Origin of the sequence: Exiguobacterium sp. UBA5002 (assembly GCF_002396765.1) — a bacterium.
In the GTDB taxonomy this organism is placed as follows: Bacteria; Bacillota; Bacilli; order Exiguobacteriales; family Exiguobacteriaceae; genus Exiguobacterium_A.
On the sequence record NZ_DGYQ01000046.1, the window covers coordinates 5,109 to 20,343 of the forward strand.

Below are 15,235 nucleotides of genomic sequence, written 5' to 3' on the forward strand. Positions count from 1 at the left end.
ATCGTCGGTGACACAGGACGTTTCCAATTCCGTGGCACGACGAAACGAACATTTGAAGTCGCAGCGCAATTGATTGATGCAGGAATCGATACGGACTGGTTGTATCGCAATATGTACGAAACAGAACTTGCAGCGCTTCATTTACAAGGATATGTCCTTCAACATATTCAATTGACGGATCAAGGTGTCGGTTATGTCGTATTGACACAAGATACGTTGAAGCAGTTTGGGGCGACGGTTGAGCAAGCATCGTTGCTCGTCAATAGTTTTGCCGGTTTAAAAGGCATGAAGTGTTGGGCATTGTTCCTTGAAACGGACACGGAGGTTCGCGTCCGGATTCGTTCGAAGGGTCCCGTCATCAATGAAGTAGCAAAAGAATTCAATGGTGGTGGACATCCGATGGCGTCTGGTGCAACGATTGGACAGTTGAGTGAGGTCGAACGTGTCATCCGTCGTCTGGACGAGGTCGCTGCTAACTTCCAGTTTTAAATGGAAAAAGGCTGCTCGGTCTCACTCCTCTCATTGAGGAAGCGAAGCGAACAGCCTTTTTACGCTTATTGCGTTTTTGTTTCGTCTTGCGGAATGAACCAAACGCCACGATCTGTGTGATCTTCAATGACATTCAGTTGAAGTTCAGCGACAGATTTGCGAATCTTCTCAGCGATTTCTTCCGTTTCAGTAAAAGCGGTAACACCGAGCTTTAATTGTTCGACTTTTTCACGTGCGATTTGACTGCGATTCAAAATCATGAGAAACGCTCCTTCCGTACCCGTCATGATATTTCTATACTTATTGTATCGAATAATAAATCAGATGGCGAGTACTTGAGTCAGTTAGATATGAATGTTCTGAAAACTTTTAAAAACATCCATCAGAAGAGAAAGGAGAATGGAAGATGCATATAAATGTTCGAACGCAGTTTAGTCCATTGCAGAGTTTAGTTCGAATCGAGCCCTATCTCGATGAACTAGTCCGTCGACACATCGGACGAGCGGTCATCTGTGAAACGACATTGACAGGAGTTCCCGCATTCATCGATGCATGTCAGCGTCGAAATATGCAACCGATCGTCGGATGGGAGCAGCGAATCGAAGAAGAAGAATTTTGTATCTTATGGTTTGCTTTTTCTTCTGATGGACTGCGTCAACTGTATCGACTAGCCAGTCAACAAGGGGAGACTGAAGTTTCATCACTGATCGCGGTGCTCGTGCCACTGCGTCAAGCCTCTGAAGATGCGACGCGTCTACGTCGTTCCTTCGTTCAATGGATGGGACACGTTCAAGGAGCGCGTACATATATGGGCGTGACCTCTAGTCGCTCAACGGTCGAACGAGAGAGTCGTGCGCGTTACCGCGAAGTAGCAGCAGCGCTTGGTGTTGAGACCATCCCAGTCGATCCTGTTCGTTACATTCGTCGAGATGAAGCGCCAGCGTATCAAGCAATACGTGCGATTGGTGAGGCGACGACGTTCCAAGACCAAAAGACAGATCGTCTGATGCATTTAAAGACCCGGGAAGAGTTACTCGAAGACTTTACCGAGCGAGAAATTACGATGGCGGAGCAGTTTGCTACGACATCTGAACGCTTGGAATTACCGTTTCAACAACGTCCACTGCCACGTATCGCGGAAGACTCGAATGCGTTATTACGGAAACGTGCTGAGGAAGGGTTACTGGCACATGGTCATGAAAGTAACGAAGCGCGGGAACGTCTCGCTTATGAACTATCAGTCATCGATAAGACGGGATTTGCTGATTACTTCTTAATCGTTGAAGAACTCGTACGTAGTGCGAAAGCGAAAGGCATCTTCGTTGGACCTGGTCGAGGCTCAGCAGCTGGATCACTTGTCAGCTATGCGCTTGGGATCACGACGGTGGATCCATTGAAATATGGATTACTATTCGAACGATTCTTGAACCCCGAGCGGATTTCCATGCCGGATATCGATATCGATATCGAAGATGAACGACGCGAAGAAGTATTAGAGGATCTCGTGATGCGTTACGGAAAAGACCACGTTGCTCAAATCGGTACATTGTCGACGCTCGGTGCCAAAGCCGCTCTGCGAGACGTCGGACGGACGCTAGAGTTTTCGAAGGATGAGTTAGATGCTGCAGTCAAACAGCTTGGAAAATCAACGACGTTACAAGGGATCGAACAAAATAAGCAGACATATCGCTGGTTCTCTGGAAGCGAAAAACGCCGGCAACTATTGCAACTGGCGCAAGCGGTCGAGGGTCTCCCGCGACAACGTTCGGTTCACGCGGCTGGTGTCGTCATTGGATCTGAACAGCTCGTCGAGACGACACCCGTTGAAACGGGACCAAATGAACGGTATGTGACGCAGTTTTTGATGCAGGCATTGGAACGTCAAGGATTGTTGAAAATTGACTTGTTAGGATTACGAAATCTCAGTCGTTTGCGTCGGATGGAAGAATTGATTCGACGAGAACAGCCATCCTTTACGCTCACGCAAATTCCGGAAGAAGACCGCGCGACATTCCAAGTCTTTGCCCGCGCCGAGACGGATGATATTTTCCAATTCGAGTCGACAGGTATGAAACAGACGTTACGCGAAGTCAAACCGAATCGGTTCGAAGATTTGGTGGCAACGATGTCACTCTATCGTCCGGGACCAATGAAATTCATTGATCTGTACGCGAAACGAAAAGCTGGTCAACCTTATCAGATGTTGCATCCCGTATTAGAAGACGTACTTGCACCAACGTATGGCATCATCGTCTATCAGGAACAAGTCATGGAAATCACCCGTCGAGTAGCTGGATTTACACTCGCGCAAGCAGATTTATTACGACGTGCGATTTCTAAAAAAAGTACGGATTCGCTCGAACAGGAACGGGTTCGTTTTCTCGAAGGAGCAAAATCGAATGGATTCGATGATGCGATCGCACAATCACTCTATGAACAAATTGAGCGATTCGCTGGATATGGATTCAACCGAAGCCATGCGGTCGCCTATTCAAAGATTAGTTATGCCCTCGGGTACATCAAAGCGCATTTCCCGCACATTTTCTTGCTCGTCTCGGTCGAACAGCCGGAGCGTCTCGTCCGATTGATGCGCGAACGACGTCTCCCTGTCCTATCACCGGATGTCTGGATTTCCGATTATCGTTCTTCATTAGAAGGTAAAGGGATTCGACTCGGTATCCATGTGATTAAAGGTATTTCCGAGCGAGAGTTCGAGCGTGTAAAGGAAGCATCGAAGCACACTGCGACGATTGCTGATCTATTGACCCACGTTGGATGGGGCAAAAAGGAGCGCGCAAAAATTGAATTGTTACTATACAGTGGTGCGCTAGACCGAGCGACGCACGGCGATCGAGGACTCGCCGAACAAGAGGTGCTCGAGTATTTCACCGAGTCATCGAATACATTACTTCCAGACGAGTTGGCAATTCTCGGGAAACGCCGGGCACAGAAGTCATCGAAACGAAGTGATTCCGACTGGGCGCGATTAGAACGGGAAGCGCTTGGATTCTGGTTGACGTATTCGCCGTTGACGACAGCAATGAAAGCTCCGGTTGAATCTGCTTATTTTCATGACCTTAGCGTCGGTTCGGAAACACATTATTTAGTCTGTTATATTGATCAGATTCGAGAGTTCAAGACGAAACGCGGTCAAACGATGGCGGTCATTCAGGCAGTCGACGGGTATTCGAATGAAGAGGTCGTCGTCTTCCCGAATCAATATGAACGATTCCGTCGATCACTTTATTTAGGGAACGTCTTATTGATTGAACTAAAGGTGCAGGATCGCGAAGGGGAGCGTCAGTTCATTTTGGAACGTCTCCGTCCGCTTGGACAAGATGTGCTATTCGTCAAGTTAACATCAAAAAATGAGCTGGCCGCACTCGAACAATTGCTTGAAGCGGCACCAGGCGATATTCCAGTCGTCGTCCGCTACGCGGATTCACGTGAGACGAAATCGTTACCGCCGCTTTATGCAGTGCAGCATGATGAGGAATTACTAGCTCGGCTACGTATTCGGTTTGGCGAGGATCATGTCGTCCTGAAAAATGTCCCCCGCTCAAACTAGTACTAGGTAATAAGATTTGTTATAATAAGGGGTAATTGGTCTGACCAATGCTACCGATTGAAGCAACCGACTGAAGGGTCAGAAAGGTGGTGCCGTATCGATATGGAGAAGAAACGAAATGCGTTTGAAGCCAATATCGCGGCGATTAAATTGATGATCGAACAAGATGGATTAGTTCCAGGAGACCGTATTCCATCGGAACGGGAACTGGCAGAACGACTATCCATCAGTCGACCGTCCGTACGAGAAGCATTACGGACGCTCGCTTATTTAGGGATCGTCGAGACACGACATGGAGGCGGAAGCTTTCTATTGAACCGTGACGATCATACCTATATTCAAATCATCGCTCAATTCTTAGTGACTGGCGATTCGAAGTTCGAAGACTTGGCAGGAACGCTCCGCTTGCTTGAGCAAGCAGCGCTCGCGCAGCTGGATGACCTTTCGGTGCTTGCACCAGTCGTATCATCCGATGCAGCGTTTCGTGAGACGGTGATTCAGACGGTCGATAACGATTTGTTTGAACGAATCTGGCGACAAGTCAATGCCTTCCATAAAAGCTTCGGTCAAGGGGAACTCTATACGCAGGCGGAACGGGAACAACTCTTGAACCGCCCATAGGATGACAAGGGGGAACTGTACGTGCAAGCATTTTTTCGAAAACCTAAAAAGTTCGTCACGCTGACTTCGAAGGAGCAGCGTGTCGATGTGCCAGTAGGCCTAATGACGAAATGTCCGAAATGTAAATTAATCCAATATACGAAACAACTGGAGGCGAACTTACGTGTCTGTTCATGTGGGTATCATCACCCGTTGACCGCGCAAGAACGTTTTACGCAATTATTCGATGAAGGTTCGGTGACGTATTTCGACTTACCGGCAGTTCAAGCGGATCCGCTTGGATTCCAGGATTACCCGGAAAAATTAAAGGGCGACCAAGTCAGAACGGGTCTTGAGGAAGCGATCGTCTGTGGCGTCGGGAATGTGAATGGTCACCCACTCGTCGCTTGTGTCATGGATGCACGATTCCGGATGGGTTCGATGGGTGCAGCGGTTGGTGCTGCGATTTCTGAAGCGGTTCGTTACGCAACGAAACATCGTCTACCTGTCACGATTTTCTCCGCTTCAGGTGGAGCACGGATGCAAGAGGGAATGGTTAGTCTCATGCAGATGGCGAAATCGAGTCTCTTCTTAAAACAGCATTCAGATGCTGGATTACTTTATATTTCTTGTATGACTCATCCGACGACCGGCGGGGTATCAGCAAGTTTTGCGATGCTCGGTGACTTTAACATCGCTGAACCGGGGGCGTTGATCGGGTTTGCAGGTCGACGGATCATCGAACAGACGATACGTGAAAAACTACCGGAAGATTTCCAAACAGCAGAATTCTTATTACAAGCAGGTCAACTGGACGATGTCGTATCACGACATGATCTGAAAACGTACTATACGCGAATCTTAAAGCTACATGCGGAGGGAACGAACCATGCAACCATTTGACCAACCAGTCATCGCGTTACGCGAAAAAATTCTTGAGCTCCATGATATGGCGGAAACACAAGGACTAGACTTCAAGGAAGAACTCCAACTTCTTGAAGAACGCCTTCATCGGTTAGAACTCGATATTTACGGGAATATGAAAGCGTGGAATCGTGTTCAATTGGCACGTCATCCAGAACGTCCAACGACACTCGATTACATTGAATCCATTTGTGAAGATTTTATCGAACTGCATGGCGATCGTCATGGATATGATGATGCGGCAATCGTCGGTGGAATCGGAACACTGAATGGTCGTCCGGTGACGATCATCGGTCATCAACGCGGAAAAGATACAAAAGAAAACATTCGTCGTAATTTCGGGATGCCACATCCGGAAGGGTATCGAAAAGCACTACGTCTCATGCAACAAGCAGAGAAATTCAATCGACCGATCATTACGTTCATCGACACAAAAGGGGCTTACCCAGGACGTGCAGCAGAAGAACGTGGTCAGAGTGAGGCCATCGCGAAAAACCTGTTTGAGATGGCTGGTATGACGGTTCCAATCATCTCAATCGTCATCGGTGAAGGTGGATCAGGTGGTGCTTTAGGAATCGGAGTGTGTGATCAACTCTTGATGCTCGAGAATTCAACGTATTCGGTCATCTCTCCCGAAGGTGCTGCAGCATTGTTATGGAAAGATGCAAGTCTTGCGGAGAAAGCGGCAGAATCGATGAAGATCACAGCACCTGATTTATTACGACTCGGGATCGCGGATGCCATCATTCCAGAAGTCGTCGGAGGGGCGCATCTCGATGTGTCATTACAGGCGGATAAATTAAAAACTGTATTGGTACAGAAGCTCGAATCATTGGTTCACCTGACCAAGGAAGAGCTCATTGATCAGCGGACCGAAAAATATCACCAAATTGGCACATAAGCACCATGTAATCGCTATCATGATTGATATTCCTCATTTCCGGAATCGGTAATGAAAAAACAAGTGAAAGTTTATGCAATCTGCCCTGTTGTAAAACAAGAAAACAACGTGCTATTTTAGATTCAGATTAATGGAGAGGTGATTAACGTGAGTTTAAAACGGATTGCTGTCTTAACGAGTGGCGGCGATGCACCAGGTATGAATGCCGCGGTGCGTGCTGTCACGCGTAAAGCGATTTTTCATGGCTTAGAAGTATTTGGTGTCTATAACGGTTATCAAGGATTAATCAACGGGGACATCGTCCAGTTGAACCTTGGGTCAGTCGGTGACATCATTCAACGAGGTGGAACGTTCCTACGTTCAGCACGTTGCCCTGAGTTCCGTACAGAAGAAGGACGAGCAAAAGCGGTTGTCAATCTTAAGAAATTTGAAATTGATGCACTCGTCGTCGTAGGCGGAGACGGGTCGTATCGTGGTGCCCAAAAATTGACGGGACTTGGCTTCCCGACAATTGGACTTCCAGGTACGATCGATAACGATATTCCTGGAACGGACTATACGATCGGTTTTGATACAGCGCTCAACACGGCGCTTGAAGCGATCGATAAAATCCGTGATACGGCATCGTCGCATGAGCGGACGTATGTCATTGAAGTCATGGGACGCGATGCGGGTGATATCGCATTATATGCAGGACTTGCTGGTGGAGCAGAATCGATTCTTGTTCCCGAGCGTCCTGAAGATTTAAAAGAAGTCCTCGATCGCATTCAAAGTGGTGTCAATCGCGGTAAGAAACACTCAATCGTCATCGTCGCTGAAGGTGCAGGCCGTGCCCAGGACGTGGGAGACGCGATCGCAAAAGAAACAGGTCTCGATACACGCGTCACGGTTCTTGGTCACGTTCAACGTGGTGGAGCACCAACGGCAGCGGACCGTGTACTTGCAAGTCGGATGGGAGCGCATGCCATCGAAATCCTACTTCAAGGAAAACAAGGACGTGTCGTAGGTGTACGTGGTGGTAAGATGATCGATCTCGATATCGATGAGGCACTCGACGAAAATAAACATGAGCTGGATCTTGATATTCTCGAGCTTTCAAAACAGCTTTCGATTTAACGAACGTCGATAGGATTGGAATGGACAAGAGAACTTGGCCAAACACCGTAGGAGGTTTATGGAATATGCGTAGAACTAAAATTGTATGTACGATTGGACCGGCGTCAGAAAAACGTCTTCCAGAAATGATTGAAGCAGGAATGAACGTCGCTCGTTTGAACTTCTCACACGGCGATTATGAAGAACACGGCGCACGTATCACGGATATCCGCCGCGCAGCGAAAGAAGCAAACAAAATTGTTACGATTCTTCTTGATACGAAAGGACCAGAAATCCGGACACATTCGTTTGAAGAAGGAAAATCGCTTCTCGAACGTGGTCAAGAAGTCATCATCGTTAGCGGAGACGCAAACGAAATCGTCGGAACGAAAGATAAATTCTCAGTCACGTATGAAGGACTCTATGATGACGTCGAAGTTGGTTCGATGATCATGCTTGATGACGGTCTCATCGGTCTTCGTGTCACTGAAAAACTTCCGAACCGTGAGCTTCGTTGTTCAATCGAAAACGAAGGTGTCATCAAGACGAAAAAAGGCGTTAACTTGCCAAACGTAAAGGTTAACCTTCCTGCTTTGACAGAAAAAGATATTGCGGATATCGAGTTCGGTATCAAGAGCGATATCGATTTGATCGCGGCATCTTTCGTACGCCGTGCGTCAGACGTCGTTGCGATTCGTCAATTGCTTGAGAAAAACAACGCGAGCCACATCAAAATCTTCCCAAAAATCGAGAACCAAGAAGGTGTCGATAACATCGAAGAAATCCTTGCGATTTCGGACGGTTTGATGGTAGCGCGTGGTGACCTCGGTATCGAGATTCCAACGGAAGAAGTCACACCAACTCAAAAAGACTTAATCAAGCTTTGTAACGACTTCGGTAAACCAGTCATTACAGCAACACAAATGCTTGACTCGATGCAACGTTTCCCACGTCCAACACGTGCTGAAGCATCAGACGTCGCGAACGCGATTCTTGATGGTACGGATGCAATCATGCTTTCAGGTGAGACAGCAGCAGGGGACTACCCAATCGAATCTGTCCAAATGATGCACTCGATCGCAAAACGTACAGAAAAAACGCTCGACTACAAGCTCTTGTTGAAAGATCGTCAGACACGTAGTGAGCACACAGTGACGGATGCAATCGCTCAAGCGGTTACGCACACTGCAATCAACTTGGACGCAAAAGCAATCTTGACACCGACACAATCGGGTTACACGGCTGCACGTATCTCGAAATACCGTCCAGAGCCAAACATCGTCGCTGTTACACCAAGCGCACGTGTCGCACGTCAGTTGAACATCGTATGGGGCGTGTACCCAATCGTCGTTGATCATCTTTCAGACAACACGGATGACATGTTGACACTTGCTGCGGACACAGCAAAAGACGCTGGTTTCGTCACAGATGGTGATCTCGTCGTCATCTCAGCAGGTATCCCTGCTTTGACTGCTGGTACAACGAACATGTTGAAAATCCACATCGTCGGTAAAGAGATCGCAAACGGTCGTGGAATCGGTGAGCGTGGAGTCGTTGGCGAAGTCGTCATCGCAAACAACGCAGAAGAAGCAAACGCGAAAGCGAAGCCAGGCATGATCCTCGTTACGAACTCAACTGATCGTGACATGATGCCTGCAATCGAGATGGCTGCAGCGATGATCACAGTTGATGGCGGATTGACAAGCCATGCTGGAATCGTTGGACCATCACTCGGTAAACCAGTCATCGTTGGTGTCGAAGATGCATTGACAGTCTTCAAAGACGGTCAAATGATCTCAATCGATCCATTGACAGGTAAACTATATAACGCATAATCCATTCATGACGGACGTGACTTAGGTCATGTCCGTCTTTTTTTGTATGAGGAGGACGTATGGAAGCTTATCTTTTTTTGATTGCCCTCGTCTTCATCGGGGTCATCGCACAAAATAAATCATTAATCATTGCTGCAGCCTTCCTGCTGATCATCAAGGCAATCGGGCTGGATGGTAGACTGTTTCCTTCCTTGCAGGCAAAAGGAATCACGTGGGGCGTCACATTGATCACGGCAGCGATCCTCGTACCGATTGCAGCAGGGGATATCGGATTTAAGGAGTTGCTCCAAAGTATTCGGGGACATATCGGCATCATCTCATTTTTATCAGGAATTTTTGTTGCAATCGTCGCGGCACACGGTGTTGGACTGATGAAAGAAGATCCACTCGTGACGACAGCCTTGCTAGCTGGAACGATTCTTGCAGTAGGACTTTTCCGTGGGGTACCGGTCGGACCATTGATTGGTGCTGGAATCGCGGCGCTCGTCATCGGAATGTGGGATGTCATCGCAAAAGCGTTCACAGGATGAGCTGAATCAGCAAAGTAACTGAATTAATTTTTTGATAATAGTATGCAAGTTCATTCACTTTTTGGGTATTTTTGTTTATACTAAGAACAGAAACAAGATGGTCTATTCAAGAGTACAGCGCTACAAACATGGGGAACGACTCTTGAGTGGACGTCTTTTTTTCAATACGGAAATGAAAGCGTTTTAATTTTCTGGGGAAAAAAAGGGGGATTATTGTCATGACGCAAACTAAAGGTTTAGAAGGAATCGTCGCGACTTCATCGAAAATCAGTTCGATCATCGATGGTCAGTTGACGTATGGCGGTTATACGATTGATGATTTGGCGGAGCACGCCTCATTTGAGGAAGTCGTCTTCTTGTTGTGGAACGACCGTCTACCAAAAGAAGAGGAATTGAAGCAACTATCGGAAGCACTTATTTCCGAAGCAACGGTTGCGACTGCCGTTCTTGAAACGATGAAGGCAGCACCGAAGTCGGCGAATGCGATGGCGACGATTCGAACAGCGCTCTCTCAACTCGCGCTTTACGATGAGACATCGGAAGATATGTCGACTGAGGCGAATTACGCTAAAGCCATCAAATTACAGGCACAAATCGCAACACTCGTCACAGCTTACGCTCGTATCAAAAAAGGACAAGAGCCGATCGCACCTAAAACAGGTCTTTCATACGCAGGAAATTTCTTGTTCATGTTGACGGGTGAAGAGCCAACGGAAGTTGCAGAAAAAGCCTTTAACCAAGCGCTCGTTCTTCACGCTGACCACGAGTTGAACGCTTCGACGTTCACAGCACGCGTGTGTGTCGCGACACTCTCTGATGTCTACTCAGGTGTGACGGCAGCGATGGGCGCATTAAAAGGACCACTTCACGGTGGAGCGAACGAAGCCGTCATGAAGATGTTGTTAGAAATTGATTCGGTTGAAAAGGTTGACGAGTATGTTCATAATAAACTTGAGAACAAGCAAAAAATCATGGGCTTCGGTCACCGAGTCTACAAGGACGGCGACCCACGTGCGAAGCATCTTCAAGAAATGAGTCGTCAGCTGACTGCTCAAATCGGGGAGCCGAAATGGTATGAGATGTCAGTTAAGATCGACGAAATCGTCCAATCGGAAAAAGGATTGAAACCAAATGTTGATTTTTATTCCGCTTCTACGTACCATGCACTTGGACTTGATACAGAACTATTCACTCCAATCTTTGCAGTAAGTCGGATGTCAGGTTGGTTGGCGCACATTTTAGAGCAGTATAGCGATAACCGTCTGATTCGCCCGCGTGCAGACTACACGGGTGAAACGCACCGGACATACGTGTCCATCGAAGAACGTTAAAAGGACGGGGAGGAACAATCCTCTCCTGATTTTTGATGTAGATTACAATTACTTAAGGGGGATTTTTAGACATGGCTACACTTCAAGGCGAAAACATCACAGTAACTAACGGTACACTTCAAGTTCCAAACGCTCCAATCATTCCGTTCATCATTGGTGACGGAACAGGACCTGACATCTGGAACGCAGCTGTACGTGTGTTTGATGCAGCAGTTGAAAAAGCATACAACGGTGAGAAGAAAATCGAATGGAAAGAAGTCTACGCTGGTGAAAAAGCATTCAACAAAACAGGCAACTGGTTACCAGAAGAGACACTCGATCTCATCCGTGAGCACATCATCGCAATCAAAGGACCACTGACGACACCAGTTGGCGGCGGAATCCGTTCGTTGAACGTTGCTCTACGTCAAGAGCTTGATTTGTACACATGTCTTCGTCCAGTTCGTTACTTCACAGGTGTTCCTTCACCGGTTAAACGCCCAGAAGATACAGACATGGTCATCTTCCGTGAAAATACTGAAGACATCTACGCAGGAATCGAATACGCAGAAGGCAGCGAAGGCGCTGCAAAACTGCTCCAGTTCCTTCAAAACGAAATGGGTGTCAATAAAATCCGCTTCCCTGAGACATCTGGTCTTGGAATCAAACCGATTTCAAAAGAGGGAACAGAACGCCTTGTTCGTGCAGCAATCGAATATGCACTCGAAAACAAACGTGCTTCATTGACGCTCGTTCATAAAGGAAACATCATGAAGTTCACTGAGGGTGCTTTCAAAAACTGGGGCTATGAACTTGCTGAGCGTGAATACGCAGAGCACGTCTTCACTTGGAACCAGTACGATCGCATCAAGGAAGAAGAAGGAACAGATGCTGCGAATAAAGCACAAGCAGACGCAGAAGCTGCTGGTAAGTTGATCGTGAAAGACTCAATCGCTGATATCTTCTTACAACAAATCTTGACTCGTCCAAAAGAGTTCGATGTCGTTGCGACAATGAACTTGAACGGTGACTACATCTCGGATGCACTTGCAGCACAAGTCGGTGGTATTGGAATCGCACCTGGAGCAAACATCAACTACATGACAGGTCATGCGATCTTTGAAGCTACTCACGGTACAGCACCGAAATACGCTGGACTTGATAAAGTCAACCCATCGTCTGTCATCTTGTCAGGCGAAATGATGTTCCGTCACCTCGGCTGGAACGAAGCGGCAGATCTCATCATCAAATCGATGGAAACATCGATTGAATCGAAAGTCGTCACGTACGACTTCGCACGTCTCATGGATGGTGCGACTGAAGTGAAGTGTTCTGAATTCGCGGACGAACTCATCAAAAACATGTAATCCGATCAGGAGGAATGAGTCGATGAACAGACGGAAGAAGATCGCAGTCATAGGAAGTGGCTTTACGGGCGCAACGACAGCACTCTATCTTGCTCAGCGAGAACTAGGAGATGTCGTCCTCGTCGACCGACCCGAGCAAGAGAATCCGACGAAAGGAAAGGCGCTCGATATGCAAGAGGCAGCGCCGATCCTCGGGTTTGATGCTTCAGTAAAAGGGACATCGAACTATGCCGACATCAACGGTGCGGATATCGTCGTCATCACTGCCGGTATCGCTCGGAAGCCGGGTATGAGCCGCGAAGACCTCGTGAGTACGAATGCTGCCGTCATGACAGCTGTGACGAAGGAAATCGTTGCGCATGCACCGGAATCGATCATCATCGTTTTGACGAATCCGGTCGATGCGATGACGTATACGGTCTATCAAGCATCTGGTTTTCCGAAAGAGCGTGTCATCGGTCAATCCGGTGTCCTCGACACAGCACGCTTCCGGACATTCTTAGCAGAGGAACTGAACGTTTCTGTAAAGGATGTATCGGGATTCGTACTCGGCGGACACGGGGATGACATGGTGCCACTACTGCGCTATTCGCAGGCGGGAGGCATTCCAATCGAGAAACTGATATCCAAGGAGCGGTTAGATGCGATCGTTGACCGAACACGTAAAGGCGGCGGTGAAATCGTTCAGTTACTCGGAAACGGTTCCGCTTACTACGCACCGGCAGCAGCAATTGCTGAGATGGTCGAGGCGATCTTGAAGGACCAGCGACGTATTCTACCTGCCATTGCTTATCTCGAAGGCGAATATGGATATGACGATATGTATTTCGGTGTACCGGTCATTCTTGGCGGAAACGGTGTCGAGCATGTCTATGAATTCGAACTGACGACTGAGGAGCAAGAGGCTTTGAATCGCTCTGCCTCTACAGTCCGCTCTGTACTCGACTTATTAAAATCTTGATTCTAAAAAAAGACGAACTTGTCACTTTCGACAAGCTCGTCTTTTTTCATCTCGTCATAATCGATGAGGAGAAGCATAGTGCGATAACTTGGCATACCAAGGGCAGACCAGTATAAGAAGAAACGTCAGCCAAGGAATCAAGTATCCGATTCGAAGGAAGTAACCTTGGTGTTCCATATGTAGGTGTTGTGAGTTTTGACAATGTGGACAGGGCAGTCCGTGAGCAGACCAGATTAAATGATAGATTGTTCGAGCAGACCAGGATTGACGACAAACGGTGCATCGTGCCACGTGAGTGCCTCCTTTCATTCATAGGTTTATTGTGTAAAGTGTGTTTTTCACAACATACGATACATATAGGCGAAAAGTTCCAATTTTAATAAACATGTAGAAAAGATGATTGTATTAGGGTAAGGACAAAGGTACGTCATTTTATTCCACTAAGGGGGATGCCACATGCGCGCCGTAACGTACCAAGGAGCAAAAGATGTTCAAGTCAAACAAGTCCAGGATCCATCGATTGATAAAAACGATGATATCATCGTCAAAATCACATCGACTGCCATTTGTGGATCAGATTTACACATCTATCAAGGAAATATGCCGGCTCACAAAGATTATGTCATTGGTCATGAACCGATGGGCATCGTTGAAGAGGTTGGACCAGGTGTGACGAAGGTCAAGCGTGGCGACCGCGTCGTGTTACCGTTTAATGTTGCTTGTGGTCACTGTTTCTTTTGTGAACATGATATGGAGAGTCAATGTGATAACTCGAACGGAAATCCCCATGTCGATACAGGTGGGTACTTCGGTTTTACAGAAGAGTTTGGTGGACATCCCGGTGGTCAGGCGGAATATTTAAAAGTTCCGTTCGGGAATTTCATGCCACTCGTGATTCCTGAATCATGCGAATTAGAAGATGAGGCATTATTGTTCTTATCTGACGTTTTACCTACGGCGTATTGGAGTGTCCTGCATGCGGGTGTGAAAAAAGGAGATACAGTCGTCGTACTCGGATCAGGACCAGTTGGACTAATGACACAAAAATTCGCATGGATGCAAGGTGCGAAACGGGTCATTGCGGTGGATGATCAAGTGTATCGATTAAATCATGCTAAAGTCACGAATAAAGTCGAGACAGTAAATTTCTCGGATCACGCAGAAAGTGGTGCGTATATTAAAGAGCTAACACAAGGTGGAGCAGACGTCGTAATTGATTGCGTCGGTTTTGATGGGAAGATGTCCCCTGTAGAAAAAATTGAACAAAAGATTGGTCTGCAAGGTGGAACGTTGAGTGCCATTGACATTGCAAAGGACGCTGTCCGGAAATTTGGTACTGTGCAGTTGACAGGCGTCTACGCTAAAAAATATAATCAGTTTCCGCTTGGCGATTTCTTTACCCGAAATATTACGCTGAAAATGGGACAAGCACCAGTCGTTCATTTGATGCCGGAACTGTTCCAGAAAATCATCAATCAAGAATTTGATCCGACGGATATCGTGACACACCGAGTGGCACTTGATGATGCTGCTTCTGCCTATCAGACATTTAATGATCGGACAGATGGATGTATCAAGGTCGTCTTGAAACCATAAGCTATATCATACTCAAACAGCCCATCCGATTTTTGGATGGGCTGTTGTACATCATAGGA

The 15,235-nt window shown here is 47.2% G+C and carries 13 protein-coding genes; 12 read left to right on the forward strand and 1 reads right to left on the reverse strand.

Going from position 1 to position 15,235, the window contains the following annotated elements:
• Window positions 1-489: DHH family phosphoesterase (locus B4C70_RS14010; RefSeq protein ID WP_290780456.1), on the forward strand; the 489-nt coding region annotated here is incomplete at its 5' end.
• Between the two features lie 65 nt (window positions 490-554).
• Here B4C70_RS14010 and B4C70_RS14015 read toward each other — a convergent pair.
• A complete protein-coding gene (locus B4C70_RS14015) occupies window positions 555-749 on the reverse strand; it encodes a hypothetical protein (protein ID WP_023469043.1) in 195 nt (64 codons plus the stop codon).
• 146 nt (window positions 750-895) lie between these two features.
• Between B4C70_RS14015 and dnaE the strand changes: the two genes are divergently transcribed.
• The 11 genes from dnaE to B4C70_RS14070 all read left to right on the forward strand — a co-directional run bounded on the left by dnaE (window position 896) and on the right by B4C70_RS14070 (window position 15,176).
• Complete coding sequence (gene dnaE, locus B4C70_RS14020; RefSeq protein ID WP_290780460.1) at window positions 896-4,057, forward strand: DNA polymerase III subunit alpha; 3,162 nt, start codon at window positions 896-898, stop codon at window positions 4,055-4,057.
• Window positions 4,058-4,159: 102 nt separating this feature from the next.
• Complete coding sequence (locus B4C70_RS14025; RefSeq protein ID WP_290780463.1) at window positions 4,160-4,678, forward strand: FadR/GntR family transcriptional regulator; 519 nt, start codon at window positions 4,160-4,162, stop codon at window positions 4,676-4,678.
• Between the two features lie 21 nt (window positions 4,679-4,699).
• Window positions 4,700-5,560, forward strand: a complete 861-nt coding sequence (gene accD / locus B4C70_RS14030) for an acetyl-CoA carboxylase, carboxyltransferase subunit beta (protein WP_023469040.1) — start codon at window positions 4,700-4,702, stop codon at window positions 5,558-5,560.
• On the forward strand, window positions 5,547-6,482 hold the full coding sequence (accA, locus tag B4C70_RS14035) for an acetyl-CoA carboxylase carboxyl transferase subunit alpha (RefSeq protein ID WP_023469039.1): 936 nt from the start codon (window positions 5,547-5,549) through the stop codon (window positions 6,480-6,482). The genes accD and accA overlap by 14 nt, the downstream gene beginning before the upstream one ends.
• A gap of 147 nt (window positions 6,483-6,629) precedes the next feature.
• Entirely contained in the window at window positions 6,630-7,598 is a 969-nt protein-coding gene (gene pfkA, locus B4C70_RS14040; protein WP_029342336.1) for a 6-phosphofructokinase, read from the forward strand.
• 65 nt (window positions 7,599-7,663) lie between these two features.
• Window positions 7,664-9,412, forward strand: a complete 1,749-nt coding sequence (gene pyk, locus B4C70_RS14045) for a pyruvate kinase (protein ID WP_290780468.1) — start codon at window positions 7,664-7,666, stop codon at window positions 9,410-9,412.
• 59 nt (window positions 9,413-9,471) lie between these two features.
• Entirely contained in the window at window positions 9,472-9,942 is a 471-nt protein-coding gene (locus B4C70_RS14050) for a DUF441 domain-containing protein (RefSeq protein ID WP_023469036.1), read from the forward strand.
• A 218-nt stretch (window positions 9,943-10,160) separates the two neighbouring features.
• Window positions 10,161-11,273 (forward strand): citrate synthase, encoded by a 1,113-nt coding sequence (citZ, locus tag B4C70_RS14055; RefSeq protein ID WP_053454034.1) that lies wholly within the window; start codon window positions 10,161-10,163, stop codon window positions 11,271-11,273.
• 71 nt (window positions 11,274-11,344) lie between these two features.
• On the forward strand, window positions 11,345-12,619 hold the full coding sequence (icd, locus tag B4C70_RS14060) for an NADP-dependent isocitrate dehydrogenase (RefSeq protein WP_149427711.1): 1,275 nt from the start codon (window positions 11,345-11,347) through the stop codon (window positions 12,617-12,619).
• A gap of 22 nt (window positions 12,620-12,641) precedes the next feature.
• A complete protein-coding gene (gene mdh, locus B4C70_RS14065) occupies window positions 12,642-13,580 on the forward strand; it encodes a malate dehydrogenase (protein WP_290780473.1) in 939 nt (312 codons plus the stop codon).
• Between the two features lie 456 nt (window positions 13,581-14,036).
• Entirely contained in the window at window positions 14,037-15,176 is a 1,140-nt protein-coding gene (locus B4C70_RS14070) for a zinc-dependent alcohol dehydrogenase (RefSeq protein WP_035396552.1), read from the forward strand.
• Window positions 15,177-15,235 lie beyond the last annotated feature (59 nt).